Genomic DNA, 23,662 nt, shown 5'->3' on the forward strand with positions numbered 1-23,662 from the left:
ATGTCGCAGACGCGCGTCATCCGAATCGCCACTCGATGCAGTCCGATGGCCGTGGCTCAGGCCGAGCTGGTCGCCGAGAATCTCGCGAACCTCGGTATGCCAACGGAACTGGTCAAGGTCACCTCGGCCGGTGATCGGTGGATGGGCGACCTGTCGCGATTGGGTGGTAAGGGCGCGTTTGTGAAGGAGATCGACGATGCGCTGCACGAGGGGCGGGCCGATCTGGCGGTGCACTGCCTCAAGGACATTCCCGGTGACGCTCCCCTCCCCGCCGGGCTGGCCCTCGCCGCGTATCCACCGCGCGAGGATGTCCACGACGCGGTGATCACATACCTCGGCGTCTCGCTCGCCGAGATGCCGGACGGAGCTGTCGTCGGCACCAGCTCCGTCCGGCGCACCGCCCAGCTGCGCCTGCACTATCCGCATCTGACGGTGAAACCGTTGCGCGGCAACGTCAATACCCGCCTGGCACGGCTCGGCGAGGGGCATTTCGACGCATTGATCGTGGCGGTGTCCGGACTGTATCGGGTCGAGCAGCACCATCGGATCACCGAAACACTGCCGATCTCGACCATGTGCCCGCCGATCGGCGCCGGAATCATCGCCCTGGTGTGCCGAGCCGATGACACCGAGCTGCTCGAGCTGGCCGGACGGCTGGACGACCCCGACACTCATCGGCAGGCGGACGCCGAACGCGCCATGCTGCACGCCCTGCAGGGACACTGCAATTCGCCGATCGCGGGCCTGTGCACCACCGATGCGACAGGGCGACTGTCGTTGCACGGCAAGGTGTTCGACCTCGACGGCTCGCGAGGATTGGACTCCCACCATTGGGGAGTGCCGGAGGACCCCCAGGCTCTCGGCTTCTTCGTCGGCTCGGACCTGCTTCGGCAGGGAGCCCGTGCCCTCATCGACTCCATTCCGCACTGCGGAGTCTGATCAGCACTTCTGATTCTGTCGGTTTCCGTCGTGGGTGAGGATGTGGTGCGCGGCGGCGATCGTCGCATGGGTGGTGGGGGTGGGGCCGTGGTTGATGATGTGGTGCGCGGTGGTGGTGAGAGCCTCGGCGAGGGTCTGCAGGATCGTGGGATGGAGGTTGTGCAGGGGGCTTCTGATGGGTTTGGTCGTCGGCGATAGAGCCTCCTGTTCGGCCTGTTCGACCTGTTCGGTCTGTTCGGCGAGGGCATTCAAGTGGTCGGCGGCGTGGTACAGGGTGGTGATATCGGCATACCGCTGCAGCCAGTACTGGGATGGGTCCGAGTGCGGAAGTTGAGTGGTGAGGTAGATGCCGCGGCCGGGTTGTGTGGTGGTCAGTCCGTGGTCGCGGAGTTTGCGCAGGGCGGCGGCGGCGGTGGCCATGGCGACTCCGTAGGTGGTCATGATCTGGGTTTGGGAAGGGAGTTTGTCGCCGGGCTGATAGTGACCGTTGTAGATGGCGGTGATGAGGTCGACGGCGATTGCGGCGGCTGTGGCGCGGTTGGTCGGGGAGGTGGTCACGGTTGAAGATTTTAATTCAAGTGATCTAGATAGCTTGAATTCGCCGAGGGCCCGAACGAACCTTCACGGGAATTGCCGAACAAGTCCCGGGGAAATCAGACTCGCGGGGTCGCCGTGGCGGCCGGTCGACAACCCGATCCGATAGCGAGGAGTTGCTGTGGCGATGCATCTCGTCAATTGTCCGATCTCGGACGAAAGCGATCAAACCGACGTTCTGGAATCGCGACTGGTTGGTATCGATTGATTCGACTGCCCGGCCATGACCGTAGACCCTCCGGCCTATTTTACCGATTCCTGTGACAATTGGCCCAACTGCGATCCGTTGACTCCGGGGCCGCCCTTAACTAACGTGACTGCTAGACATTTCGCATTCCTGCGTCGCGCATATCTCTTCGAAGCCGCCGTCCGTTACTGCGCCGAATGCGGTGCTCCGGATAAAGCTGAATGCCTGAGCTTTTCGACTGATAAAGGGCATCGAAGGCACGCCATTCTCGGCCGACGAAATGCTGCGCCGCATTCCCATTTCGGACATCACCTCAGGAGGCCGATATGACCCATCCCGATCGCACGGACGCCGACGCCGCGATCCTCATCAAGCTCAGCACCAGAATTGCCGCACCGATCGAGCGGGTCTGGGCAGTGCATACCGATATCGACGCCTGGGCCAGTTGGCGTACCGATATCACCGAATCGCATATGGACCAACCAGTGGAGCCCGGCTCGAGTTTCCACTGGAGCACTCCCAGGCTCGCCATCGACTCGACGATCTACTCCGTCGACGCCCCGCACCGGATCCTGTGGGGAGGATCCGGACACGGCATCACCGGCATCCATCTGTGGACCTTCGAGACCGATGGCGACCACACCGTCGTGTATTCCGAAATGTCATGGGACGGTGAACCTGTCCGGTCCGATCTGGAGAATCAGCGCAACGGGCTGACCCACTCGCTGTCGTCGTGGCTCGACAAGCTCCGCGAAACAGCGGAATCCGCATCCTGATCATCGGCTCGGGGCTGGGCCGCCCGGTGTGGCGGCCCGGCCGAGGGAACGAAAGTGGTCGAGTGATAAGCATTCCCATGGCCGGTGCCCGGGCGGCCGCCGCCGGGGTATTGATTCCGGTAGCCGTCTTCTATCTCGGGCCTCGGATGTACGAGCTGGTCGCCATGCCTTATCGGCTCGATCGCGCGGTGGTCTCGGCGAGTCACTACAACCCGGCGCTCAACGAGATAGTCGACAACGAGAAAAGAACGCTGACGGCCTTCGACGCACTGGCCGAGGCCGAGGCGGCGCTGAAGAGTGTCCTGGTCACCGACGCGACGGTCGCCGCGGAACTCGACGAGCTCATCGGTCGGATCACCGGGGATCTGCAGGCGGTTCTGGACAGCGCCGCAACGAATGTCTCCGCCCTGATCACCGCACTGCGCACCCTGTCGGCCAGCGTCGGCGGACTGCAGAACCCGGCACGGGGCGCGACCACCGCACTCGCCGCCGATCGCGCCACCCTGGCCGCCGTCCTCGACGACGTTCGCCGTACCGCTGCCTCGGTGCACAGCGCTCGCGTCTCGGCCGAGAGTGCCGCCCGAGATCTCGACGGACAGTAGGGAGTAGCACTGTGAACTTCTTCGGACGACTCGGCGGGCCCGCCCGGCTGATCCTGTCGACCGCGGCGGCGGCCGTCCTCGGTGTGTTCATCTTCGTCATAGCCAACCTCGATACCCGCCTCGACAACCAACAGCGCGTCAACGAAACCAGCATCACCGCCTCCCGGAACATCGTCGACGTCAACGACAGGCTGACCAACCAGCTGCGGCAATTGACACAGCTGACCCATACCGCGCAGGACGCACTCGACGCCACCGCGGCGCTGCAACCACTGCTGGTGAAACTGCATGAGGCGATCACTCCGGCCGCGCGTCAGCTGGGCGCGAGTTCCGGGGGAGCGCAGTACACCAATGCCCAACTGGCCGACATCAGCGGCGTTCTCGGCGAGGTTCAGAATATCGTTGTGCCCCTGGTGTCCTCGGCCGATGCGTTCGGCGACCAGGGCAAACAGCTGCTCGCCACCGTGCGAGGGCTGGTCGGTGACCTTCAGACCGCCGTGACCGCCGCGCAGACCATCAACCGGATGCTTCCCCTGCCGGGCTGAGGCGTACCGCCTCGGCCCGTAGCGTTCCCGATCGTCGATTGGACCCACCATGCGCTACGACAAACGCCTGCTATGCACCTTCGTGACCAAGTGGATGGGGTGGCTCGCCGCTGTCCTGGCCGCGGTTCTGCTCGCATTGGTATTGGTTGCCATACAGAAAGGACTCCGAGTCCAACACAGCGCGCACACCGTGGTGAGCGACCTCCGCACCACCAATCAATTCTTCTCCCAGCGTGCCGACTTCAGCGCACCCGCCGCCGCGCAGCGGCAAGTGGAACAGCTCGAAGTCCTACTCACACAACTGAATACCACCGGCGCCGCGGACACCGACCAGCTCGCCGGTCTGCTGCCCGATATGCGATCACTGCTCGCCGCGGGCCAGGGTGACGTGACCATCGCAGGCCGGCTGCGAACAGTCGCGACCACCCTGCAGGGCGGCGCCGCGTCGTTACACCGGATCGCGGCGGATGCGAATACGACGGTCACTGGCGTCGACGATCAACTCGCCGTGGCGATCGATCTCGTCGGCCGATTGAATACCGAACTGCGCCGGACCACAACCAAACTCGCGCCGATACCCGCCCAGGATGCGATCATCCCGGCGCCCGGAGGTGCCCGATGATCACCGGGAAAGCCTTTGCCTCGACGGTGCTGCTGGTCGGCATCGCACCGGCGGTACTGCTGTCGGTCGCGCACGGTTTCGTTCCCACGCAGCGCGATCTCCGTGATCCACTCGGCCGCCCCTCGGCACTGAGCAATCAGCTCGTCGACTCCGCGAGCCAACTCGAAACGCTCGCAACGGGTCTCGTACCCAAACATGCCCAACTGGCCTCCGGCGCATACACTCTCGTACCGCTGTCGAACGACCTGGAACAACTCACCGGTAAGGCCGGCGAACTCTCCGGGCACGCGGCTGAACTCGACAAGTCCACGGCCACTGTGGTTTCGATCGCCGGACCACTGCCCGCCTTGCTGACTCATGTCGCCGACCGGGTCGACCAGATAAGCCCGGCCGTCGACGGGTTGTCGACCTCGGTGGGTTCGGTGGCCACCCAACTGGAAGCCGTCGACCACGGCCTGCTCACCATCCGGACCACGCTCGCCGCACTCGGTCCCAAAGCCGCCGCGATTGCCGCGACACTGGCCGACATTCAGGAAGAAGCCGACCACGTGCGTGAATTCGGTCCGCTGCTCGCCCTCATCGGGCCATGGATCAACGACCTCGATCTGCCGCCGCTGCCGCACAACTGATCCGACCACTCACCGTCACCCTGTGAGAAGGAACCGATGCTCCGTCTCTCCTGGGCGCTCGCCCTGTCCTTTACCATCTCGGCTCTCGCCGGAATCCTGATCCTCACGCGAGATCTGAGCGTAACCAACGACATCTTCAAAGATGGCGTCTCACAAGCGATCACCGTGGACCACACCACCGATGACGCATTGGAGGGTGTGACACACCTCGGTCCGGCAGACGCCGCGGTCAATCAGGGTATGCCCCAGGTAGTCGGCGTGATCGACTCGCTCTCCCGCGCCGACCACACCCTTGGCGACCTCGGCGACCAGCTGCAAGCGCTCGCCGCCGCTCTCTCATCCGCCGACGCGCCGCTCGCCGACATCCTCGGAGCGGGGGGATCGGCAACCGGCCAGGCCGATGCGGCAGCCGGTCAGGCCGCACAGATCGCGAACACCCTCGCGCAGGCCGATTCCCGCGCACAACAACTCGGCCGACTACTGGATCAAACGTCCACACTCGGCAAAACCATCGACTCGAAACTACGAGTGGCCCTACTTCTGCCGACGGCCGGGCCGTAAAGGACCGGTGAGGTAGGTCACGGAACTCTTCGGTCGTGTGCGTTGACCAATGCTACGGCGGTGTAGGAAGCTAAGCAATCGCTTGGCTATCTGTAATCCTCACATAGCAAAGGGGATCTCATGAACGGCACAGGGGTAAAATCGCGACAGATACGTAACATTGGCGCAGCTCAGCGGTTCCCGCGCTTTCCGGGGCTTGTCGCATTCGCATTCATCACATGTGTGTTCACCGCTGCGCCCGCTACGGCAATAGAACTGGATCCGAGTCCCGTCGCAGACATTCCCAGCTGCGCCGGCATCAAGGATACGTCGGGGGTACATGATGCGTCGGGCGCTGGTCCGACCAGGCTGTTCGCCGATAACTTCACCCCGCCGCAGCCCGAGAATTGGTGCAATATCCATTACGGCACCGATACTCTCACCGTCGATTCCGACGGCCTGACCTTCCACAACCCGCCGGACAGCGATACGGGTGTGCAATGGCGGTACGCCGAAATCGTTGGTATTCCAGCGTTTACGGCCGGACAGGCGATGAGCTATACGATCAAGGGGGCCGATCTCGGTAACCTCAACGGCTCGATGGCGTTCGGACTCTTCAATCGCTTCGGTGACCCGGCGTACGTCAGTCTGGCGATGTTCGTGTACCAGCACAGTTCCAGGTTTTCGCCGATTATGAAGCCCTTGCAGCCGATTCTCGACCCGACCACACTGGCCGTGCCCGACGGTTTCTTCCTGATAGTCCGTAAGGCGGGTACCGCGCAGCTCGCGCTGATTCGGCTGGATGAGAAGCTGTTGACCCAGGATCACCGGTACACAGTGCGGCAATCGGACCGGTCCGTCGAATTCCTCATCGATGGTGAAAGCCGTGGCATCTTCGACTACCCGCAGAATGCGGCCGATGCGGCGTATCCCGGAATGGCGAGTATGTGGCTGGACGATCAGTACTGGCCGGAGGATCTCGTACTCGGCACGAACGACAAATCGGAACCGAACACCGTGGAAACCGCAGTAACACTACGGTGTTTCGCGCAGACCGATTACGACGCCGGTGCGACTTCGGGAACCGATTGCCCTGCGGCGTGATCACGAGACGAATTCTCTGGTGTGCAGGGCTGCTATCAGACGGCGTGCCGCCGGTAGCGTCGTATCGGTCGTGGCTTGCGCGCCCCAGATGTAGCCGTCGGGGCGAACGAAGATGCTCTCGACGCCGTGCCGTTGGGTGAAGTCGATGAAAGTGCCCTCGACGTCTTCGAGTAATCCGGGTCCGATCGCCAGGACGGCGATGTTGTGACGATCCAATAAGGCGTCCAGCTCGGGGCCCGGGCGCCGAGAGGTCAGCAGCCTCATCCTCGGTCCAGTCCAATCGTTTGCGAGAGAACACCTTTCACCGCTTCGCAACATCGGTTGCACTGCGATCACACCGGCAAGGCCGGAAGTATCCTCGGCATCGAGGAACCCGTTCTTCAGTGGCGGGATGAGATTCTGGCGCACCGTTTCCATGCGGCCACTGTCCATCTCCGCCCGCAACCTACGGTCGCGCGCGGCGGCCTTGACGGGATCGGTTTCGCCGGCGATCTCGCCTAGTGACTTCGTGATCTCGGTCAAGACGCGGATATGCGGTTTTCTCTCGGCCTCGTAGGTGTCGAGAAGGGTATCGGGTGAGTGCCCGCGCAGGACCCGATCGAGCTTCCACCAGAGATTCGCGGCGTCGCGCACACCGGAGCAGAGTCCCTGCCCGAGAAACGGTGGCATCTGATGGGCGGAATCTCCGGCCAGCAGAATCCGGTCACTGCGCCACCGATCGGCCACGCGGGCATTGAAGTGGTACACGGCCGACCGCCAGAACTCGAGCGCATCGGGATCGACGTAGACCGACATGCGCTGGGTGACCTTGTCATGGTCGTGAAAGGTTTCGGGATCCTCTCCCGGCAGGATTTTCATCTCCCAGCGCCGCAGCGAACCGGAGCAGACGACATATGCGCCGGGCGCGTCAGGGAAACAGTATTGAGTTGTGCGCGGCGGAAGCGGTGTCGGGCGCCGTAGCCACGCATCGACCACGATCCACCATTCGGAGAAGCCCAGGTCGTCCTGTCCGATGCCCAGTCCCTCGCGTATCGGACTGTTGGCGCCGTCGCATGCCACCAGCCATCGACCTCGGATCGACTGGGGGGAGCCATCTTTCGCGTTCAGTGTCACGGTGACGCCCTCGGCATTCTGCGTGACGAGGGATGCCTCGTGCGCCAGATACTCGGTGACATTGTGGAAACGGCGGACCCCGCGTCTGAGCGCACGTTCGGCCGCCGGTTGGACGAACATGAGATTCGCAGGCCAACCGAGGGGATAGGGAGCCGGTGCGGAGTAGAGGTATTTGATCAGCTCACCGTCCATGCCGAGGAAATCGGTGCCGGTGTGGGGCTCGCAGCCCGCGGCGATCTCGTCGGCGAGTCCGATGCTCTGCCAGGTGCACAGCACCTCTTGGTCGATGTTGATCGCGCGCGGCTGTTCGAATATGCCGGGAAACATGTCCACGATGGCCACTCGATGCCCTGCTTGTCCCAGCAGATTGGCCAACGTCGCGCCCGTCGGACCGTAGCCGACGATGATGACGTCGAAAGTCATACTCTTTCCTTCCCCGCTGCCCGACGCTCCAGATAGTCCTCCAACGTCGGCGCTGTCCGCTTGATTCTGGGTTCCTGCCGGTCGGCCCCTTGAAATGGGGTGGCCTCGAAGTACCAGCTCGCCTGCCCCGGCAGCCCCCAGGGCTGCGCGCTGTCCTCGACCTGAACGACGTGCGGCGCCAACTCGGCGTCGATGGTCTGATAGTGACCGTCGAACAACTCGACGCGGTGGCCGTCCGGGTCGCGGAAGTAGGTGTAGAGCGCCCCAGCGAACGGATGGCGTCCCGGGCCCCGCTCGATCGTGTGGCCGTAACCGCGATCGCCGGCCATATCGCAGGCACGCAGCACCTGCGCCGGTTCGGATACGAGGTAGGCGAAATGGTGCAGGCGTGGGCCGGATCCGGTGAACAGCACCAGATCATGGGTGTTGCCTTTACGCCACAGGAAAGCGCCTTCGACATCGTCACCGGCCATCACCGCGTCGGAGATGCGGAAACCGAGTTCGGCGTAGAACGCGGTCTGCGCGTTGTTGTCGGGTGAGAACAGCTGATAGTGATCCAGGCGCTTGGCATAGGTCGCCGGAGCTGTGTGATCCCCGAAGCGGCGATCGACGACATCCATCGTCGCGCACAGCTCGACCGGTACCCCCACGACATCGCGCGTGCGCAGCGTACGTCCCTGATGCGGAACGTCGATCCAGTCGGCGGGAAGCCCTCGCTGTCCGAACCACGTGTGGGCCTTGTCGAGTTCGTCGTCGGTCAGCACGCGCATACCGATTGCCGTGCATTCCGGTCGCGCCTGCGGCGCGCACAGTTCGAGCACCAGCGAGTGATGGCAGGCTTCTTCAGCGGCACGCAGATAGCAGGCCTCCGGCGTCTCGTCCGACACGATCAGGCCCAGGACTCCCGAGTAGAAGTCACGCGAGGCGGCGAGGTCGCGGACAGTCAAACGCACGTGACTCGCGCGGGTGATGAGGAATGGCGGATAGAAGATAGCTTCTGGAAGTGTGGTCATCCGAGACTCCATCGTAGGTTTGTTCGATTATCATGGGACGATGCCCTGCAAAGCGGTCTTCCTGCGATGCGAGGGAAATGATCGATCAAAACACCTGAGACTCATATCGGTGATCTATCCGGAGGGTTCCGCCCATGGCTCACAGTTCGGCTTCGGCGACCAAGCGCACGCTTGCGAGCTCCACCCACGACGCGTTGCGCAAGGAGATCATCGCCGGGCAGATCGAGGCGGACTCGCGACTCAACATTCGCCACCTCGCCGCCCGGTTCGAGGTCGGCTTGGCACCCATCCGCGAGGCACTGAGTCGGTTGTCGACCGAGGGACTGGTCACCCAGACCGATCATCGTGGCTTCACCGTCGTACCGGTCAGCGTCGAGGAGTTGTGGGATCTGCATCACGCCCGTGTCCAGCTCAACGCATTGGCGTTGCGGCAGTCCATCGCGCGGGGCGACGCCGCCTGGGAAGAGCGCATCGTCGTCGCCCGCCACCGTCTGCTGCGCAGTAAACGACCCGCTGACGATGTGTTCGATCCGGAGGCGGATCAGTGGGCGATGGTGCACAAGGATTTTCACCATGCGCTGCTGTCCGCGTGCGAGTCGGCGCGGATCCTGCGTTACTGTGATCAGCTCTTCGATGAATGCGAACGCTATCGCCACATCGCCCGTCGGGTATCCACCGAGCGTCCGGGGGTGTCCGAAGAGCATCGAGCGATCGCGGAGGCAGCGATCGACCGCGAAGCGGACCTCGCGATCGAGTTGTTGACCGAGCACTTTCGCCGAACAGCCGAACGCGCCGAACAGGGGCTCGTCGCGCGTGCCGCAGGGAGCGTCACCGCGGCTGACTGACACGTCACGGCGTATGTCAGAACGCCTGGGGTGAAGATCCCCCGTCGAATCCGATGTTCTGACCCGAGATGTAGCCCGCGTGTTCTGCGCACAGGAAGGCGCAGACTTCACCGAATTCCGCCGGCTGTCCCAGTCGTCGAGCCGCGATGCTCTGGACCTGCGCGACACGTGCTTGTTCATAGGAAATTCCTTCCCGGACCATGGCTGCGCGAGCCAGCTGCTCCTGCCGGGGCGTATCCACCCGCTCGGGCAGCAGATTGTTGAGTGTGACGTTGTCCGCCGCGACCTCGAAGGAAATCGCCTTGACTGCCGCGGTCAACGCCGCGCGGGCGCTCGTGGACAACACATGATGCGGACGCGGGGTCAGAACCATCGCGGAGGTGATGTTCACGACCCGGCCGAAGCGGCGTCGACACATTCCGGGGACGACAGCGCGAATCATCTCCAGCGGCGCCATCAATTGGGCTTCCAACGCGATGGTCCAATCTTCGGTCGTCGTCTCGAAGAAACGCCGCGGCGGCGGCCCCGAGAGGTTGTTGACCAGAATGTCCGGATCGGGGCACAGATCGAGCAGTGCCCGACGGCCCACCGCCTGGGTTACATCGACAGCGACACCGGTGACATCGAATTCGGCCAACGACCGCAACTCGGTAGCCAAGCGATCGTCGTGACGTCCGCAGATGACAACGCTCACCCCCTCTTTCGCGAGCGCTGTGGCGCATGCCAGTCCGAGCCCGGACGTCGAGCCGGTGACGATTGCGCGTTTCCCCTTCAGTCCGAGATCCATGTCCATCCTTAGATCGACCATTTTGAGGTCATTGTAGTATGATCGATCATCACACTCAACGGCTTCGGATATCGATCATTAGCTCGCCCATCGATTGCCGCGCAGGTGCGAGCCGACAGGAAGGTGCGGCCATGCCACTGGATCCAGCTCTCGATGCCCTGATCAAACAGGTCGCGGCCGTGCCGACGCCGGCTACTCCGCTGACGCTTGCCGAGCAACGTGCGGAGCGGCGACAGCTGGCGCTGGCCGTGGCCCCGAGCCCGCCGCTCGCGGTCGGCTCGGTCCGCGACGACACCCTGGCCGGGGTGCCGGTGCGGATCTACTCGCCCCAGGCGACCAGCCCGATGCCGACCGTCGTCTACTTCCATGGCGGCGCCTTCGTCTACGGCGACCTGGACCTCTGTGACCAGATCTGCCGCCGACTGTGCCGGGACGTGCGCGCGGTGGTGGTTTCCGCGGACTACCAGTTGGCGCCGGAACATCTCTACCCCGCCGCACACGACGACTGCCTGGCGGTGACCCGCTGGGTCGCCGAGCACATCGCCGACTACGGTGGCGGGAATCTCGCGGTCGCCGGAGACAGTGTGGGTGCGAATCTGGCTGCCTCGGTAGCTCTCTGCTGCCGGGACGAGGGCGTGCCCTTGGCCGCTCAGCTGCTTGCTTATCCCAGCGTCGACCTGTCGGGCCACACTCACTACCCCTCGCAGAGCATCGACATCACCGGGAATCTGATGAGCCCCACCGAAGCCGCTGAATGCGCCGAGGTCTATCTCTCCAGCGACCCCACCGCCGGGGACCGCGCCCCCGCCTCACCGCTGCTGGCCGAGGACTTCACCGGCCTGGCCCCTGCCGTGATCGGCACCGCCGAATTCGACCCCGTCCGCGACGAGTGCCTCGCCTACGCCGACACTCTCACCGCCGCAGGCGTACCGGTCATCACCCACGTCTACCCCGGACTCATCCACGGCTTCCTCAGCCTGAGCACCATCTCCCCGGCCGCCGACAAAGCCACCGCGGAGGTGTACGCCGAACTCGCGGCACTGCTCGCCGCCTGACAGGCCGGGACCGCGAGCATGTGTCCGTCCCGAATTCGCATCACACACAACATCTTTGACATATGTATTCGAGTACATCGAATGGTAATTAGCCTTTGGGTAGCGGTTGACCTGTCGCTGGTTGTTGTTTGCTGGTAATGGGTTGGGAAAGAGATGTTTTCGTCCGTGCATGTGGGGGAGCTGAATTCGGTCGCTATGTCCGGCGCTGTTGCTGAAGACCTGCTGTGACTCTTCTTAGAAAGGCGGAAACACGGTCTGCTGCTGTTTCACCAGGATTTACGGTGGATGCGACGGTCGGATAGATCGTCGCTAGTTCGAACAACTTGAAGGAATTTTGGTGAAACGCAAGGTAATCGGTCGCGTATTCGCGGCGGTAGCGGTGGGTGCGATGATGACCGCCTCGTTCGCGGGGACGGCGAGCGCCGAAGCGGTGGTGCCGATGCATCAGGATTGGCCCGACTCTCACGATTGGCGCGATCCCGGTGCTCCCTGGGGCGTGGACCGGCACTGCGACCGTCACGGCTTCTGGCACGACCACGACCACGATCAGTTCGGTCACCCCGATGGACGTTGTCACCCGTGGTGACATCGACGACGAGTAGGTGAGTTCCACACACCCCGTCTGATAGCGAGGCACTCTGAGCCCGCATCCGCGGATTCGGAGTGCCTCTGCGTTATCGGTGATCAGTCGCGGGAGGCGCGGCGAGCCGTGCCGCGGTGTGCGGGGACGGTGGTGGGGTCCTCCGGCCACGAGTGTTTGGGGTAGCGGCCGCGGAGTTCGGCGCGGACCTGTGGCCAGCCGGTGCTCCAGAAGGAGGCGAGGTCGGTGGTGACGGCTACCGGCCGCTGGGCCGGGGACAGCAGGTGCAGCAGGATCGGGATCGTGCCGTCGGCCAGTGCGGGTGTGTCGGTCCAGCCGAAGACCTCTTGTACTCGCACCGCGAGTACCGGGCGTTCGGCGGAGTAGTCGACGCGAATTCGGCTGCCGGAGGGCACTTCCAGGCGTTCCGGGGCGAGCTCGTCCAGACGGGCGGCCGTCGGCCAGGGCAACAGGCGGCGCAGCGCGTGGCCGACGTCGATGCGTTCGAGGTCGGCGCGGCGACGTGCGGTGGCGAGTTCGGGGCCGAGCCAGGCGTCGATATCGGCGAGCAGCGATTCGTCGTCGACCGGCGGCCAGGGCGCGCCGAGCGCGCGGTGCAGGAAGTCCAGGCGCTGGCGGAGTGTGAGAGTGTCTGCGTCCCAGCGTAATAGGGCGAGCCCGGTCGAACGCAGGCCAGTGCGCAGTGCGGTGGCGATCAATTCGGGATTCGGGTCGCGTAAGGGCCGCTCCGACAGGACGATCGCGCCCAGTCGCGCCACGCGCCGGGCCGCCACGTCGCCGTTGACCCAGTCCACCTCCTCGGCCGTGGTCAGCAGGCTCGGGGCCGCGCGCCGGGCCAGCTCCACATCGGCGTTGGCGGCCAGGCGAATACGGCCCTCGGACCGGCCCGGATCACGCACGGCCACCGCGACGGCCAGCCATTCCGAATCGGCCAGGCCGGAACCGGGCGGCAATGTCACCGCCGTACCGCTGGCCATGAGGTAGCTGGCCGATCCGGGGGCGCGGCGCCGGGCCAAGTGTTCCGGATGAGCAAGCGCGACAACGAAAGCCGGATCGTCCTCGCCCTCCGCTGTGCCGTCCACCAGCCGGGCGAGTCGCCCCACCTCCCGTTTCCACCGCGGTGGGGATTCGCGGCGCAGCGCGCGGAGCGCGGCCACCACATCGACTCCGGGGGCGAGGGTGTCGTCATCGAGGAGTGTGACCACCTCCGCCGCGGTCCTCGCACCGACCGCACCGGCACCGTCGAGTAGGGCGCGGGCGAGTCTGGGGTGCAGGCCGAGCGCGGCCATCCGCCTGCCGCGGTCGGTCACCGTCGCGTCCTCGGATACGGCTCCCAACGCCCGCAACACTTCTCGGCCCGCGGACAGCGCACCTGCCGGCGGGGCATCCCACCACGTGAGGCCCTCGCCGTCGGGCGTACCCCAGCAGGCGATTTCCAATGCCAACCGAGTCAGGTCGGCGGTGCGGATCTCCGGTTCGGGATAGGCGGGCAGCGTGGCATGTTCGTTCTCCGGCCAGCACCGCCAGACCCGGCCCGGCCCTTCGCGACCCGCGCGCCCCGCACGTTGGTCCGCGACGGCCGCCGACACTCGGACCGTCGCCAGCCCGGACATTCCGCGCCGGTGATCGGTGCGCGGCACGCGCGCCAGCCCGGAGTCCACCACCGCGCGTACTCCGGGCACGGTCAGGCTGGATTCGGCTACCGCGGTGGACAATATGATCCGGCGCCGCGCACCGTGGGCCAGCGCGAGGTCCTGCGATGCCGCCGAGAGCCGCCCGTGCAGGGGAACCACATCCACCTCCCGCAGCCCGGACAGCAGCTGCGAAGTCCGCCGGATCTCCGCCGCACCGGGCAGGAAGACCAGCACATCCCCGTCGGTCTCGGCCAGCGCGGTCCGCGTCGCGCGCGCCACCTGCGCCTCGATCTTCTCTCCCTTGATCGGCGGCACGTACGCGATATCCACCGGATATGTTCGCCCCCGCACCTCGAGCGTCGGCGCGGGCCGATCGTCACCGAGCAAGTCCGCCAATCGATCCGCGGCCACCGTCGCCGAGGTGGCCAGCACCCGCAGATCCGGCCGCAACCCACCCCGCGCATCCAGCAACAACGCCAGCAGCAGATCGGCGTCCAGATGCCGCTCATGGCATTCGTCGAGCACCACCACATCCACCCCGGCCAATTCCGGATCGCCCTGCAGCCGCCGTACCAGCAGGCCCGAGGTCACCACTTCGATCCGGGTGCTCGCGCTCACCCGCCGATCGCCGCGTACCGAATAGCCGACCGTGGCCCCGACCTGCTCGCCGAGCAATGCCGCCATCCGGGCGGCCGCCGCCCGCGCCGCGAGCCGCCGCGGTTCGGCCACCACCACTCGCCCGCTCGTCGCCGCGGCCAATGCCAACGGCACCAGCGTCGTCTTGCCGGTCCCCGGCGGCGCGACCAGCACCGCGGTACCGCGCGCGCGAAGTGTGTCGCGGACCTCGTCGAGGGCCGCGCGGACGGGAAGGTCAGGCAGTTCGGGCAGTTTCATCGCCCGACCAGTGTGCCGGTCCGGCCCGCGGGTCCCATCGCGCGGCCCACTCGGCGCCCTCGACCTGTCAGTGGCTCGAACCCTCGGCCAGCGTCAGCTTGAAACCCACATGGCTGGCCTGGAATCCGAGCTTGTCGTAGAAGCGATGGGCGTCTGCCCGGCTGGCGTCGGAGGTCAATTGCACCAGGGCACAACCGCGTTCGCGGGCCCGCCGCACACACTCCTCGATCAATCGCGATCCCAGACCCATGCCACGTACCGACCGATCCACGCGTACCGCTTCGATCTGCGCCCGCACCGCACCCTGACGGGCCAACCCGGGCAGATAACTCAGCTGCGCCGTTCCCACCACGGCACCGTTGTATTCGGCAACCAGCAACTCCTGCCGCGGATCCTCGTCGATGTCGGCGAAGGCGGATCGATACGGGCGCAGATCGTCCGGAGATTCGCGCGTGCTGCCCAGCGCGTCGTCCGCGAGCATGGCCACGACCGCGGGGACGTCATCGATCGTCGCGGACCGAAAGGTGATGTCGTTCATGCCTGGATCACATCATGCGTCGATTTTCAGGATGGCTCGGCTATGCGAGCGAGCGCCGCAGGAAGTCCAGCTGCAGGCGCAGGAGATTCTCGGCGACCGACTCCTGCGGGGTCATATGCGTGACGCCGGACAGCGGCAGCACTTCGTGCGGCCGACCGGCGGCCAGCAGCGCCGAGGACAACCGCAGAGAGTGCGCGACCACCACATTGTCGTCCGCGAAGCCATGGATGATCATCATCGGCCGGTGTGGCTCGGCCGCGTCGACCAGGCCCGCGTCGTCGATCAGCGAATTGCGCCGGTAGACCTCCGGCTGCTCGTCCGGGTGGCCGATGTAGCGCTCTTGGTAATGGGTGTCGTACAGACGCAGATCGGTGACCGGCGCACCCACCACGGCCGCGTGGAAGACGTCCGGGCGGCGCAGCACCGCGAGCGCCGCCAGATATCCGCCGAAGGACCAGCCGCGGATGGCGACCCGGTTCAGGTCGAGAGGGAAGGCATCGGCGAGTGCCCGCACCGCGTCCACCTGATCCTCGAGGACGACCGCCGCGAGGTCGTCGCGGATGGCTTTCTCCCAGGCCGGGGAGCGACCCGGAGTGCCGCGGCCGTCGGCGACCACGACCGCGAATCCCTGGTCGGCGAACCACTGCGAGGTCAGATGCGGATTATGCGCGGCGACCACCCGCTGGCCGTGCGGACCGCCGTAGGGATCCACGAGGACGGGCAGTGGGGTCGCGCCGTCGTGATCGCGGGGGAGCAGCACAGCGCACGGGATACGCCGGGCGCCCGCCTCGGTGAGGGTCACCCTCGGGGACAGACCGGGATCTTCCGCATACGAGGCGATCGTCGCCACCCGCGTCCCCTTGCGAAGCACCTGTACGTGGGTGCCCGGCCGCTCGAGTGTGGCGGACACCAGCACGGTGACGCCCCCGGCGCGCACCGCCGAGTGCACGCCCCGCTCGCGCGAAACACGCTCCAGGCCAGCCTCGTTGACGCGATAGACGTGCACCTCGCCGGTCTCGGGGGCGGCGGCCTCGGCGCCCGCGGACGCGGTGACCAGCACGTCGTCCCGCCCGGCGTCGAGTACGGCGCGCAGGTGCAACCGCGGGCCTGTCAGTGGGCGTTCATCGACCACGAGGACCCGTGCGCCGTCCTCATCGGCGATCCGCACGAGGTCTCCCGACGGGCTCCAACAGGGCGTGCCGGGGAAAAGATCCAGCCACACCGGATCCTTCTCGGCGTGCACGATCCGGGTCGCGCCGGTCTCCGGGGACACCGCCAGGGACAGCTGACTGCGCTGATCGCGCGCCTGGACGAGCAGCAGCGGATCACCCGCCTTCGACCAGTGCACATGCGCGAGATACGGATAGCGCGCCCGGTCCCAGACGACCTCCGTGCGCACCCCGTCCAAGCCGATCACGAACAGCCGCACATCCGCGTTGTCGGTGCCCGCCGCCGGGTAGGCGACGCGCTGTGGATCATGCTCGGGCCGGGCCGGATCGGAGATCCACCAGCGCCGTACCGGCGTATCGTCCACGCACGCGACCAGCACCCGCCGCGAGTCCGGTGACCACCAGAAGCCCCGGGAGCGGCCCATCTCCTCGGCCGCGATGAACTCGGCCAGCCCATAGGTGACATCGGCCGATTCCGGCTCGGCGAGCGCCCGCTCGTCGGTGCCCTCGGCAGTCACGACCCGCAGCGCACCGTGCGCGACATAGGCGACGTGCCGGCCGTCGGGGGACGGGCGCGGGTCGATCGCCGGTCCGGCGGCGGGAAGCTCACGTGCCGTGCCCGTCCGCAGCTCGGCCGCGAACAACCGGCCTGACAAGGCGAAAGACGCCAACTCCACGGCCTCGTCGGTGGCGTAGCCGACGATCCCGGCACCGCCCTCGCGGCTGCGTTCGCGACGCGCGCGCTCCTCGGGCGGCAGATCCTCGGCCGCACCGCCCAGCAGGACTCGGGGGTCGGCCGCCACCCGCTCCTCGCCGAGCGCCATATCGAGAACCCACAGGGAATTCGCCGTATCCGTACCGGAGGTAGAGCGCAGGAATACGACTCGCGCGCCGTCGGGCGCCACGGTGAAAGCACGCGGCGCGCCGAGCGTGAATCGCTGGGTGCGAGCGCTCCGGCGGGGGAAGGAGTCGGTCGTCGTCGACATGCTCCGACCTTACTGGCCCTGCCGGAGAAACTTCCAGTCGCCCGGGACTTCTTCTGCCAGTGAGTGTTTCGTGCTGGAGAAGGCGACCGGGGATGCGGTGCCGTTCCAGGACGGCCACCGATCCGGCTGCGCGATGTCGGTGGCTTCGCCGGGCGCGCGAGCGCAGCACGGCGAATGTATATCCGCAGGTAGGGGAGATTCATCGCCCGCGATGTTCGTGATGGTAGCCACAAACCACCCGTTTCACCGTAGCGTTCGCCGACAGTTTGCCGACAACATCCCCGACACCTGAAATCACCGGTGGATGCGCAAGACGGTTGCCCAGCAGTGCAGGGCAGCGCTACCGGTGGAATTACCAATAGTTCGCCGACGCTGCTATGGGTCGGCCGAAGAGGAAGAGGAATCGAGAATGCGGAAACTGACGATCACCCTGGGGCTCACCGGAGCGCTGGCCCTGTCCGGTGCGGCCGTGGCGCAGGCGTCGCCTCCCGGTCCGTCGCCGGACTGGAGCAAGACGAGCCCGGTATGCCAGGTTCTGCACGAACCGATCTATCAGTTCATGATGCACAACCCGCCGCAGCTGTCGTTCCTCAACCTTCCCGCCACGATGCTGCTGGTTACCATCTGCTCTTGATCGGGGGCCGAAACCTGCTGCCCGGCCGGGCATTTCGTTCGAGTGTGCTGCGGCCGGGCCTGCGGGTCTATCCGTTCACGACCCGTGAACAAGCACCGACGACACCTCGGCGGCCCACTGCCACGGGGCGGAGGTGCCACCGGGCAGGGAGTTGAAGTACTCCCAGCCGTCCACACCCGCGAAGTCCGGATAGCGCTGAATCAGTTGGCCGAGAGTCGATTTCAGGATGCTCGGGTCGACGTAGCCGCTGCCGCAGTTGGCCGGGTTGGTCAGCGTGCCGGCGACTACCTTGCTCGCGGGCACCACGCCGTGCCGAATGATATCGTCGTAGCCGGAGGTCGAGCTCAGATCGCCCCAGCCGCAATAGAACTGGGTGTTGAACCACGAGATTTCGCGACCCTTGTCCCGGTACAGCGCGTCGTAGTCCACTCCGGACAGGCCACCGCCGCCGCTGAGTTCGGGCGCGACCGGCGCGAGCGTGACGAGGAAGCCCGGCCCGAAGTCCGCCCGCAGCGCGTCGATCACCCGCTCCAGGCCGGGAAGCGACATCGACTCCTCGACGTCGAGGTCGACGCCGTCGAGCCGGTAGGTGGTGACCAGGTTCTTCAACAACGGGTAGTAGGTGGCGAAGTCGGTGTCCAACCGCTGGAAACTGCCCCGCCCCGCGCCGCCGAGCATGGCGATGACGCGCACGCCCTGCTGCCGCATGGTCCGCAGGTCGGTCCACATCTGGGTGTATCGCGGCGAATTCGGTGGATCATCGTTCAGGTGCACCACGCCGTTCGCGTTCAGGTGCACCGCACCGACGATCAGGTCGGTGGTGCCGGTCCGATGCGACGTCAGGTCCAGCGGCGATACGTACCGCCCGTTGTCGTACTGGGTCTGATAGTAGAGAACGACGTGCCGGCCGGTGGCCGCCTGCGCGGTGGTGGCGCCGAGTAGTGAGAACAAGACGATCAGGACCGAGCCGAGCGCGATACCGAGCTTCCTCATCCCGCGATGCTAACAGCCGTATTTTGTTGTGCCTCAGTCCAATTGATCGTGCGATAGATCGCACCCCTATGAGCTGCCGTCGTATGCCCGGGCCTGATATCGGAGTGCGGTTGTGCCAGCCTCCGGGAAGCTCTCAGCGGCGCGTGGTGCGCAGGCAGCGGCAGATCATGGGTACGTCGGTGCGGGTCCAGGGCTGGCGGTCGAGGAATTCCCGGACATTCCGCTCGAGTCGGTCGCGCTGGTCCGGTGGCAGTGTGATCACGCCGCTGTAGGTCGTCAGGAGACCGGCGATCTCCTCCCGCGTCATCGGCAAAGACCATGTCACCGTGTGGGTTTCGATGGGGGAGAACGGGGCGTCGGGCGGGAACTCGATCGTGCGGTTACGACCGCCCGCGGGGCGGTCGGCCTCGCGCGATGCCGCGGCCAATTCGTTGAGCTCGGTGATCCAGGGCACGCTGGGGTCCCGGTGGTTCCAGATCACGCCGAGCACGCCGCCGGGGCGGAGCACGCGCGCGATCTCGGGGATGGCGAGCTCGGGGTCCAGCCAATGCCAGGCGGCCGAGATCAGCACGGCGTCGACCGAGGCGTCGGCGAGCGGGATGTCCTCGGGACGGCCGACCAGTCCGAGGGCCTCGGGGCAGCGCTCCGCCACGATGTCGAGCATGCGCTGATCGGGCTCGACGGCGATGACCTCCGGCACTCGGCCGATCAGCTCGCGCGTGACGGCACCGGTCCCGGCCGCGAGGTCGAGGACCGTCTCGGCGCCAGGGGGTAACAGCCAGTCCAGCGCCTCGATCGGCGGGCCCGGACGATACCGGTCGTAGTCGGTCGCGACCGACCCGAATGACAATGCACGCGAATCCCGATCTGCCACAATTGCAGCGTAACCCGTCGTGGCTCGATACCTACCCTTGCGGTCTGCTGCGCCTGGCCACTTGGAACTGTTCGTACGGCCGCATCGGCTGCACCGGGCGTAGGAACCGGTAGGTGCATTGTATGACCGCGCCGGTCATGGGATTTCGCAGCAGGACCACGTCGTCGTTGGTCTCCGCTTTGGTGAGTTCGGTAGCGAAGAATCGCGTGAACGCTTTCGGCGACTGCGAATAGCAATAGTTGAAGATTTCGTCGAGCCGCTGCTGGGGGACGAGTCCGGGGCCCATGACCCGCAGCAGGTATATCAGGCGAGTGGCGACGGCCTGCCAGTTGACCAGAAGGTCCTGTGCGGGCTTGGTCATGACCCATTCGACGAGGTTCGTGGGTCGCGGCGAGTCGTGGTCGGCCGGAGCGAGGGTGGGTACCACTCGGCGTGCGATTCCGTTGGCGGCCAGCACATCCAGGTGCGGGAAACTGAAGTAGTAGGCGGGATTCGCGATCATCTCCAGATGGTCCAGATCGTCGTCGTTGACGGTGGGGGGCCAGGTGCCCACCCGAAGCGTATCGATGTCGTTGAGCGCCAGCGATGCGACCTTGCGCAGCATCCAATCGGGCAGATCCAATGCATGACACCAGGCGACCAGGCTTTCGGTGCCGGGGTTGCGCTGGCCGGCCTCCCACTTTCGCAATGACGACAACGTCGTCGAGGCCGCGAGCGCCACCTCTTCCTGGGTCAGCTCCAGCGCCTCGCGCCGTCGGCGTAGGTAGACACCGACCTCCGGACGATCACATGTCCACGAGATCCGGTCGGCCCCGGGACGTTCCCGGACGGGCGGGACCGGACGCTCGGATCGGCGGGGTGCGGACGTGTGGTCGGGCTCGAGTAATGAAGGTGCGGCAATCTGCACGGGCCAGCCTTTCTCGATCATGACAACGCATCCACTTCGCAGAGCGACATATATGTGACGGATCACAGAAAGTTACGGTGACCTCCGTCACGTGAGTGCCGGGTTTGTGTAATTAACTTCGGCGACACCGGAAGTTCACCATCCGTCGTGCATTTGGACGGGGACCGGGACAATTTGTGTTACTTCAAATCCGATCGTTGCTGTGTTCGAGGTCTGAGGCAATCGGAAATCGTTTACTACCAGCGTGTTTCGTGTTCCTTCGGCTGGAGTGCCGGACTGATCGCCCGCTCCTCAATGTGGGTTGCCAGGCGATTGCGATGGTCAGTCTCGGTCGATGTCATGTCCCACCGTCGATGCCTGGAAGCAGCGTCGAAGTTGGGAAGAAATGCCTGATCCAGTTGATACGGAATGGGGTTGAGCGATTCGAGTCGGTTGTTTGCTTCTTCGTCGCTGTACGTGTCGGGGGTAGTCGACGGATCTGTTGGTCGGATTTGCGAGCCGGTCCTCTGTCCTGCACAGTCTTGCTCGCATCGAGGATTTCGATAGACCAGACAGTCGGTCATTGGTTCACGTGCCCAACCGGGCCGAGGACGAGTTCACCGCGACGGCTACCGCCGGGCGAGGCGACTCGTCACCCGAGTAGAAAGCAAGACCTGGTGCCACTTTCGGAAAACGACGGACCCGACCGGGGCCAGTCGGAGGCGACCGAGATCATCGGCGTCCCTGGTGATCTCGTCAGCCCCAAGGGCGAGGAGCCGGTGTCATTTCTGCGGCGGGGCTGGGGGCGGGTCACCGACCAGGTCGCGGCGGATGACATTCGCCGATATCTGCCGTATGCCGCTGTCGCGGCCGCTGCGATCGCCGCGGTGATCGGGGTCTGGGCTGTCGGTGGGCCGAAACCGGCGAAGACCAGCGCGGTGGGGGATACGGCTTCGACGTCGGAGCTGTCGCACACCTTCGACGACATCGCCGCATTGGTGCCGGGCGTGCCGACTGGGCCCGGTGCGTTGGCCGGGACCCCTGCCGATGTGCCACTTCCGGTGGCGGAGGCGATCTCCGACGCCGAAGACCCCGGGCAGGAGATCGCTCCTGTCGCGGTGACGGCCCCGGCCGAAACCGTTGGCGGCAACCAGGCTACGACCGAGACGGTGACCCAGACCGAGACCGGCCCGCCGTCCACGATCACCGAAACGTCGACCGTGACCTCGGTCGCTACGCCCTTGCCGAGGTTCTCGCTCACCGCCAGTGCTTCTGCTTCGGTGCAGGTGAGTTATCAACCGGGAATCGAACTCACGCAGAGTCCGGCCGGTACTCCGTCGACCGTCACCGTGGTCGTCACGGCCGATCCGCCGTCGACCGCGACCGCCGTCGCCCCATCGGAAACCTCACGCCCGCAAGTGAAGCCGACGACACAGCAGCCGCAGCCGTGCCGAACGGCGGCAGCGACCTCGAGCGGGAAGAAGTCGACGACACCCGCGCCGACACCGACTGTCGCACAACCCCCGTCGGTGACCCGGACGCCGCAGACGACACCCTCGGCGAAGCCGACCACCACATCGACCACCCGCACCTCGACTACGACCACGTCGACTACCACCACATCGACTACGCCGCCCGCGTGCAGGTGACGGTGACCGACACATCTCCTCGATTCCGCCTGCGGCGCAACGCAATAGTATTGTCGTCGATCGTGATGGTCGCCGTATTCGGTTGTGGCCGAGAGCCGCAGCGTTCGGCGCCCGGTCCCGGCGATCCGCTGCCGTCGATTCGACTCGTCGCGGCGAATCGGCATGCCGATCCGTTACGCGAATGGGCGCAGCGCCGAGCCGACAAGTACGGGATTCCCGCTCGGGCGCTACAGGCCTACGGATACGCGACCGTCGCACTGGCGCAGACGCAACCCGCGTGCCATCTCGGATGGACCACGCTCGCCGGCATCGCCCGGGTGGAAAGCGATCACGGCAGGCACCGGGGAGCGACGATCGCGGCCGATGGTTCGGTGCGCCCGCAGATTCGCGGCATCCCGTTGGACGGAACCAGCGGTACGGCCCGGATCCTCGACACCGATGCCACCGGCCGAACCGGGTATGCGCGAGCGGCGGGACCGTTCCAATTCATCCCGGGCACCTGGAAACGATGGGGTGTGCGTGCCGACACCGAGTATCGAACCCTGGCAACGATTCTGGAGAACGGCAAACCATCCGCCTCCGGTGATTCGATAGGCAGTCCGGATAATATCGACGACGCGGCCCTGACCGCCGGGCGGTACCTCTGTGCGTCGGGCGGTGACCTGGCCACCTACGACGGCTGGCGAAGAGCCGTCCTCGCCTACAACCACTCCGCCGTCTACGTCGGACAAGTCCATGCCGCCGCAACGGGATACACCGAGTGATGCTGCCGATCGAATAGCTGTTGTACTGGCCGATCGGCGGGAGACGAGTAATTACCCGCGGGGTCGACTCGATCGATTATCGACGGCTGTGCCGCATTTCCGGGCGCGCGGCCCGAAGGGCTTTGTCCTGGCTCGATTAAGGCAGTGAAATGTGTTGGGCGGTCGACTTGTTGAAGGTTCCGAGTCGTGCTAGGAATGACGCGGCCGAGCATTAGTGGGCTCGGCCACGGTCGTTTGGTGGGGACCAAACAGGTCGCGAAGAAATC

24 protein-coding genes are annotated in these 23,662 nt (G+C 65.6%); 14 read left to right on the plus strand and 10 right to left on the minus strand.

What is annotated here, in order from left to right; genetic code table 11:
- A complete protein-coding gene (hemC, locus tag ACIA76_RS37615; protein ID WP_397159221.1) occupies positions 1 to 939 on the plus strand; it encodes a hydroxymethylbilane synthase in 939 nt (312 codons plus the stop codon).
- Here the strand turns inward: hemC and ACIA76_RS37620 are convergent, their stop codons facing one another.
- Entirely contained in the window at positions 940 to 1,497 is a 558-nt protein-coding gene (locus tag ACIA76_RS37620) for a GntR family transcriptional regulator (protein ID WP_397159224.1), read from the minus strand.
- Positions 1,498 to 2,046: 549 nt separating this feature from the next.
- On the opposite strand from ACIA76_RS37620, the gene ACIA76_RS37625 reads away from it, so the two are divergent.
- The 7 genes from ACIA76_RS37625 to ACIA76_RS37655 all read left to right on the plus strand — a co-directional run bounded on the left by ACIA76_RS37625 (position 2,047) and on the right by ACIA76_RS37655 (position 6,538).
- Positions 2,047 to 2,496, plus strand: coding sequence for an SRPBCC family protein (locus ACIA76_RS37625; protein WP_397159226.1), 450 nt, complete (start codon positions 2,047 to 2,049; stop codon positions 2,494 to 2,496).
- A gap of 77 nt (positions 2,497 to 2,573) precedes the next feature.
- A complete protein-coding gene (locus ACIA76_RS37630) occupies positions 2,574 to 3,098 on the plus strand; it encodes a hypothetical protein (protein ID WP_397159228.1) in 525 nt (174 codons plus the stop codon).
- Positions 3,099 to 3,109: 11 nt separating this feature from the next.
- Positions 3,110 to 3,643: a hypothetical protein gene (locus ACIA76_RS37635; RefSeq protein ID WP_397159230.1), complete on the plus strand. Its 534-nt coding sequence runs from the start codon at positions 3,110 to 3,112 to the stop codon at positions 3,641 to 3,643.
- Positions 3,644 to 3,692: 49 nt separating this feature from the next.
- Entirely contained in the window at positions 3,693 to 4,265 is a 573-nt protein-coding gene (locus ACIA76_RS37640; RefSeq protein WP_397159232.1) for a hypothetical protein, read from the plus strand.
- Positions 4,262 to 4,894, plus strand: a complete 633-nt coding sequence (locus tag ACIA76_RS37645) for a hypothetical protein (RefSeq protein ID WP_397159234.1) — start codon at positions 4,262 to 4,264, stop codon at positions 4,892 to 4,894. The genes ACIA76_RS37640 and ACIA76_RS37645 overlap by 4 nt, the downstream gene beginning before the upstream one ends.
- A 36-nt stretch (positions 4,895 to 4,930) precedes the next feature.
- Positions 4,931 to 5,455, plus strand: coding sequence for a hypothetical protein (locus ACIA76_RS37650; protein WP_397159236.1), 525 nt, complete (start codon positions 4,931 to 4,933; stop codon positions 5,453 to 5,455).
- A 120-nt stretch (positions 5,456 to 5,575) separates the two neighbouring features.
- Positions 5,576 to 6,538, plus strand: a complete 963-nt coding sequence (locus tag ACIA76_RS37655; protein ID WP_397159237.1) for a hypothetical protein — start codon at positions 5,576 to 5,578, stop codon at positions 6,536 to 6,538.
- Here ACIA76_RS37655 and ACIA76_RS37660 read toward each other — a convergent pair whose 3' ends face one another.
- Both ACIA76_RS37660 and ACIA76_RS37665 read right to left on the minus strand, forming a co-directional pair.
- Complete coding sequence (locus ACIA76_RS37660; protein ID WP_397159239.1) at positions 6,539 to 8,074, minus strand: bifunctional 3-(3-hydroxy-phenyl)propionate/3-hydroxycinnamic acid hydroxylase; 1,536 nt, start codon at positions 8,072 to 8,074, stop codon at positions 6,539 to 6,541.
- Positions 8,071 to 9,087 carry a VOC family protein gene (locus ACIA76_RS37665; RefSeq protein ID WP_397159241.1) on the minus strand — a complete coding sequence of 339 codons (1,017 nt, stop codon included), beginning with the start codon at positions 9,085 to 9,087 and terminating at the stop codon, positions 8,071 to 8,073. Before ACIA76_RS37665 ends, ACIA76_RS37660 begins: the two co-directional genes overlap by 4 nt.
- A gap of 134 nt (positions 9,088 to 9,221) precedes the next feature.
- On the opposite strand from ACIA76_RS37665, the gene ACIA76_RS37670 reads away from it, so the two are divergent.
- Positions 9,222 to 9,932, plus strand: a complete 711-nt coding sequence (locus ACIA76_RS37670) for a GntR family transcriptional regulator (RefSeq protein WP_397159243.1) — start codon at positions 9,222 to 9,224, stop codon at positions 9,930 to 9,932.
- A 16-nt stretch (positions 9,933 to 9,948) separates the two neighbouring features.
- On the opposite strand, the gene ACIA76_RS37675 is transcribed toward ACIA76_RS37670, so the two are convergent.
- A complete protein-coding gene (locus ACIA76_RS37675) occupies positions 9,949 to 10,719 on the minus strand; it encodes an SDR family oxidoreductase (RefSeq protein WP_397159244.1) in 771 nt (256 codons plus the stop codon).
- Between the two features lie 131 nt (positions 10,720 to 10,850).
- On the opposite strand from ACIA76_RS37675, the gene ACIA76_RS37680 reads away from it, so the two are divergent.
- Complete coding sequence (locus ACIA76_RS37680) at positions 10,851 to 11,774, plus strand: alpha/beta hydrolase (protein ID WP_397159246.1); 924 nt, start codon at positions 10,851 to 10,853, stop codon at positions 11,772 to 11,774.
- A 337-nt stretch (positions 11,775 to 12,111) separates the two neighbouring features.
- Positions 12,112 to 12,360, plus strand: coding sequence for a hypothetical protein (locus ACIA76_RS37685; protein ID WP_397159248.1), 249 nt, complete (start codon positions 12,112 to 12,114; stop codon positions 12,358 to 12,360).
- 98 nt (positions 12,361 to 12,458) lie between these two features.
- Here ACIA76_RS37685 and hrpB read toward each other — a convergent pair whose 3' ends face one another.
- The 3 genes from hrpB to ACIA76_RS37700 all read right to left on the minus strand — a co-directional run bounded on the left by hrpB (position 12,459) and on the right by ACIA76_RS37700 (position 17,596).
- Positions 12,459 to 14,903, minus strand: coding sequence for an ATP-dependent helicase HrpB (gene hrpB / locus ACIA76_RS37690; RefSeq protein WP_397159250.1), 2,445 nt, complete (start codon positions 14,901 to 14,903; stop codon positions 12,459 to 12,461).
- A gap of 67 nt (positions 14,904 to 14,970) precedes the next feature.
- Entirely contained in the window at positions 14,971 to 15,441 is a 471-nt protein-coding gene (locus tag ACIA76_RS37695; protein ID WP_397159252.1) for a GNAT family N-acetyltransferase, read from the minus strand.
- Between the two features lie 40 nt (positions 15,442 to 15,481).
- Positions 15,482 to 17,596, minus strand: coding sequence for a prolyl oligopeptidase family serine peptidase (locus ACIA76_RS37700; protein WP_397159254.1), 2,115 nt, complete (start codon positions 17,594 to 17,596; stop codon positions 15,482 to 15,484).
- A 409-nt stretch (positions 17,597 to 18,005) separates the two neighbouring features.
- On the opposite strand from ACIA76_RS37700, the gene ACIA76_RS37705 reads away from it, so the two are divergent.
- Positions 18,006 to 18,230, plus strand: coding sequence for a hypothetical protein (locus tag ACIA76_RS37705; RefSeq protein WP_397159256.1), 225 nt, complete (start codon positions 18,006 to 18,008; stop codon positions 18,228 to 18,230).
- Between the two features lie 75 nt (positions 18,231 to 18,305).
- Here the strand turns inward: ACIA76_RS37705 and ACIA76_RS37710 are convergent, their stop codons facing one another.
- The 3 genes from ACIA76_RS37710 to ACIA76_RS37720 all read right to left on the minus strand — a co-directional run bounded on the left by ACIA76_RS37710 (position 18,306) and on the right by ACIA76_RS37720 (position 21,025).
- The gene (locus ACIA76_RS37710; protein ID WP_397159258.1) at positions 18,306 to 19,223 is read right to left on the minus strand and encodes a glycosyl hydrolase family 18 protein; all 918 of its coding nucleotides are present in this window, start codon (positions 19,221 to 19,223) and stop codon (positions 18,306 to 18,308) included.
- Between the two features lie 133 nt (positions 19,224 to 19,356).
- On the minus strand, positions 19,357 to 20,097 hold the full coding sequence (locus ACIA76_RS37715) for a class I SAM-dependent methyltransferase (protein ID WP_397159260.1): 741 nt from the start codon (positions 20,095 to 20,097) through the stop codon (positions 19,357 to 19,359).
- 31 nt (positions 20,098 to 20,128) lie between these two features.
- Positions 20,129 to 21,025 (minus strand): helix-turn-helix domain-containing protein, encoded by an 897-nt coding sequence (locus tag ACIA76_RS37720; RefSeq protein ID WP_397159263.1) that lies wholly within the window; start codon positions 21,023 to 21,025, stop codon positions 20,129 to 20,131.
- A 635-nt stretch (positions 21,026 to 21,660) separates the two neighbouring features.
- Between ACIA76_RS37720 and ACIA76_RS37725 the strand changes: the two genes are divergently transcribed.
- Complete coding sequence (locus ACIA76_RS37725) at positions 21,661 to 22,632, plus strand: hypothetical protein (protein WP_397159265.1); 972 nt, start codon at positions 21,661 to 21,663, stop codon at positions 22,630 to 22,632.
- Positions 22,633 to 22,697: 65 nt separating this feature from the next.
- On the plus strand, positions 22,698 to 23,396 hold the full coding sequence (locus tag ACIA76_RS37730; protein ID WP_397159307.1) for a lytic transglycosylase domain-containing protein: 699 nt from the start codon (positions 22,698 to 22,700) through the stop codon (positions 23,394 to 23,396).
- Positions 23,397 to 23,662: the final 266 nt, after the last annotated feature.

The sequence above is a fragment of the Nocardia sp. NPDC051570 genome (genome assembly GCF_044454005.1).
In the GTDB taxonomy this organism is placed as follows: domain Bacteria; phylum Actinomycetota; class Actinomycetes; order Mycobacteriales; family Mycobacteriaceae; genus Nocardia.

Coding starts and splice junctions, on each gene's coding strand:
- ACIA76_RS37625 (WP_397159226.1), top strand. CDS start 2,047: ATGACCCATCCCGATCGCACGGACGCCGACGCCGCGATCCTCATCAAG.
- ACIA76_RS37675 (WP_397159244.1), bottom strand. CDS start 10,719: ATGGATCTCGGACTGAAGGGGAAACGCGCAATCGTCACCGGCTCGACG.
- hemC (WP_397159221.1), top strand. CDS start 1: ATGTCGCAGACGCGCGTCATCCGAATCGCCACTCGATGCAGTCCGATG.
- ACIA76_RS37730 (WP_397159307.1), top strand. CDS start 22,698: ATGGTCGCCGTATTCGGTTGTGGCCGAGAGCCGCAGCGTTCGGCGCCC.
- ACIA76_RS37710 (WP_397159258.1), bottom strand. CDS start 19,223: ATGAGGAAGCTCGGTATCGCGCTCGGCTCGGTCCTGATCGTCTTGTTC.
- ACIA76_RS37720 (WP_397159263.1), bottom strand. CDS start 21,025: ATGATCGAGAAAGGCTGGCCCGTGCAGATTGCCGCACCTTCATTACTC.
- ACIA76_RS37630 (WP_397159228.1), top strand. CDS start 2,574: ATGGCCGGTGCCCGGGCGGCCGCCGCCGGGGTATTGATTCCGGTAGCC.
- ACIA76_RS37660 (WP_397159239.1), bottom strand. CDS start 8,074: ATGACTTTCGACGTCATCATCGTCGGCTACGGTCCGACGGGCGCGACG.
- ACIA76_RS37655 (WP_397159237.1), top strand. CDS start 5,576: ATGAACGGCACAGGGGTAAAATCGCGACAGATACGTAACATTGGCGCA.
- ACIA76_RS37640 (WP_397159232.1), top strand. CDS start 3,693: ATGCGCTACGACAAACGCCTGCTATGCACCTTCGTGACCAAGTGGATG.
- ACIA76_RS37665 (WP_397159241.1), bottom strand. CDS start 9,087: ATGACCACACTTCCAGAAGCTATCTTCTATCCGCCATTCCTCATCACC.
- ACIA76_RS37680 (WP_397159246.1), top strand. CDS start 10,851: ATGCCACTGGATCCAGCTCTCGATGCCCTGATCAAACAGGTCGCGGCC.
- ACIA76_RS37695 (WP_397159252.1), bottom strand. CDS start 15,441: ATGAACGACATCACCTTTCGGTCCGCGACGATCGATGACGTCCCCGCG.
- ACIA76_RS37705 (WP_397159256.1), top strand. CDS start 18,006: ATGCGGAAACTGACGATCACCCTGGGGCTCACCGGAGCGCTGGCCCTG.
- ACIA76_RS37650 (WP_397159236.1), top strand. CDS start 4,931: ATGCTCCGTCTCTCCTGGGCGCTCGCCCTGTCCTTTACCATCTCGGCT.
- ACIA76_RS37670 (WP_397159243.1), top strand. CDS start 9,222: ATGGCTCACAGTTCGGCTTCGGCGACCAAGCGCACGCTTGCGAGCTCC.
- hrpB (WP_397159250.1), bottom strand. CDS start 14,903: ATGAAACTGCCCGAACTGCCTGACCTTCCCGTCCGCGCGGCCCTCGAC.
- ACIA76_RS37700 (WP_397159254.1), bottom strand. CDS start 17,596: ATGTCGACGACGACCGACTCCTTCCCCCGCCGGAGCGCTCGCACCCAG.
- ACIA76_RS37645 (WP_397159234.1), top strand. CDS start 4,262: ATGATCACCGGGAAAGCCTTTGCCTCGACGGTGCTGCTGGTCGGCATC.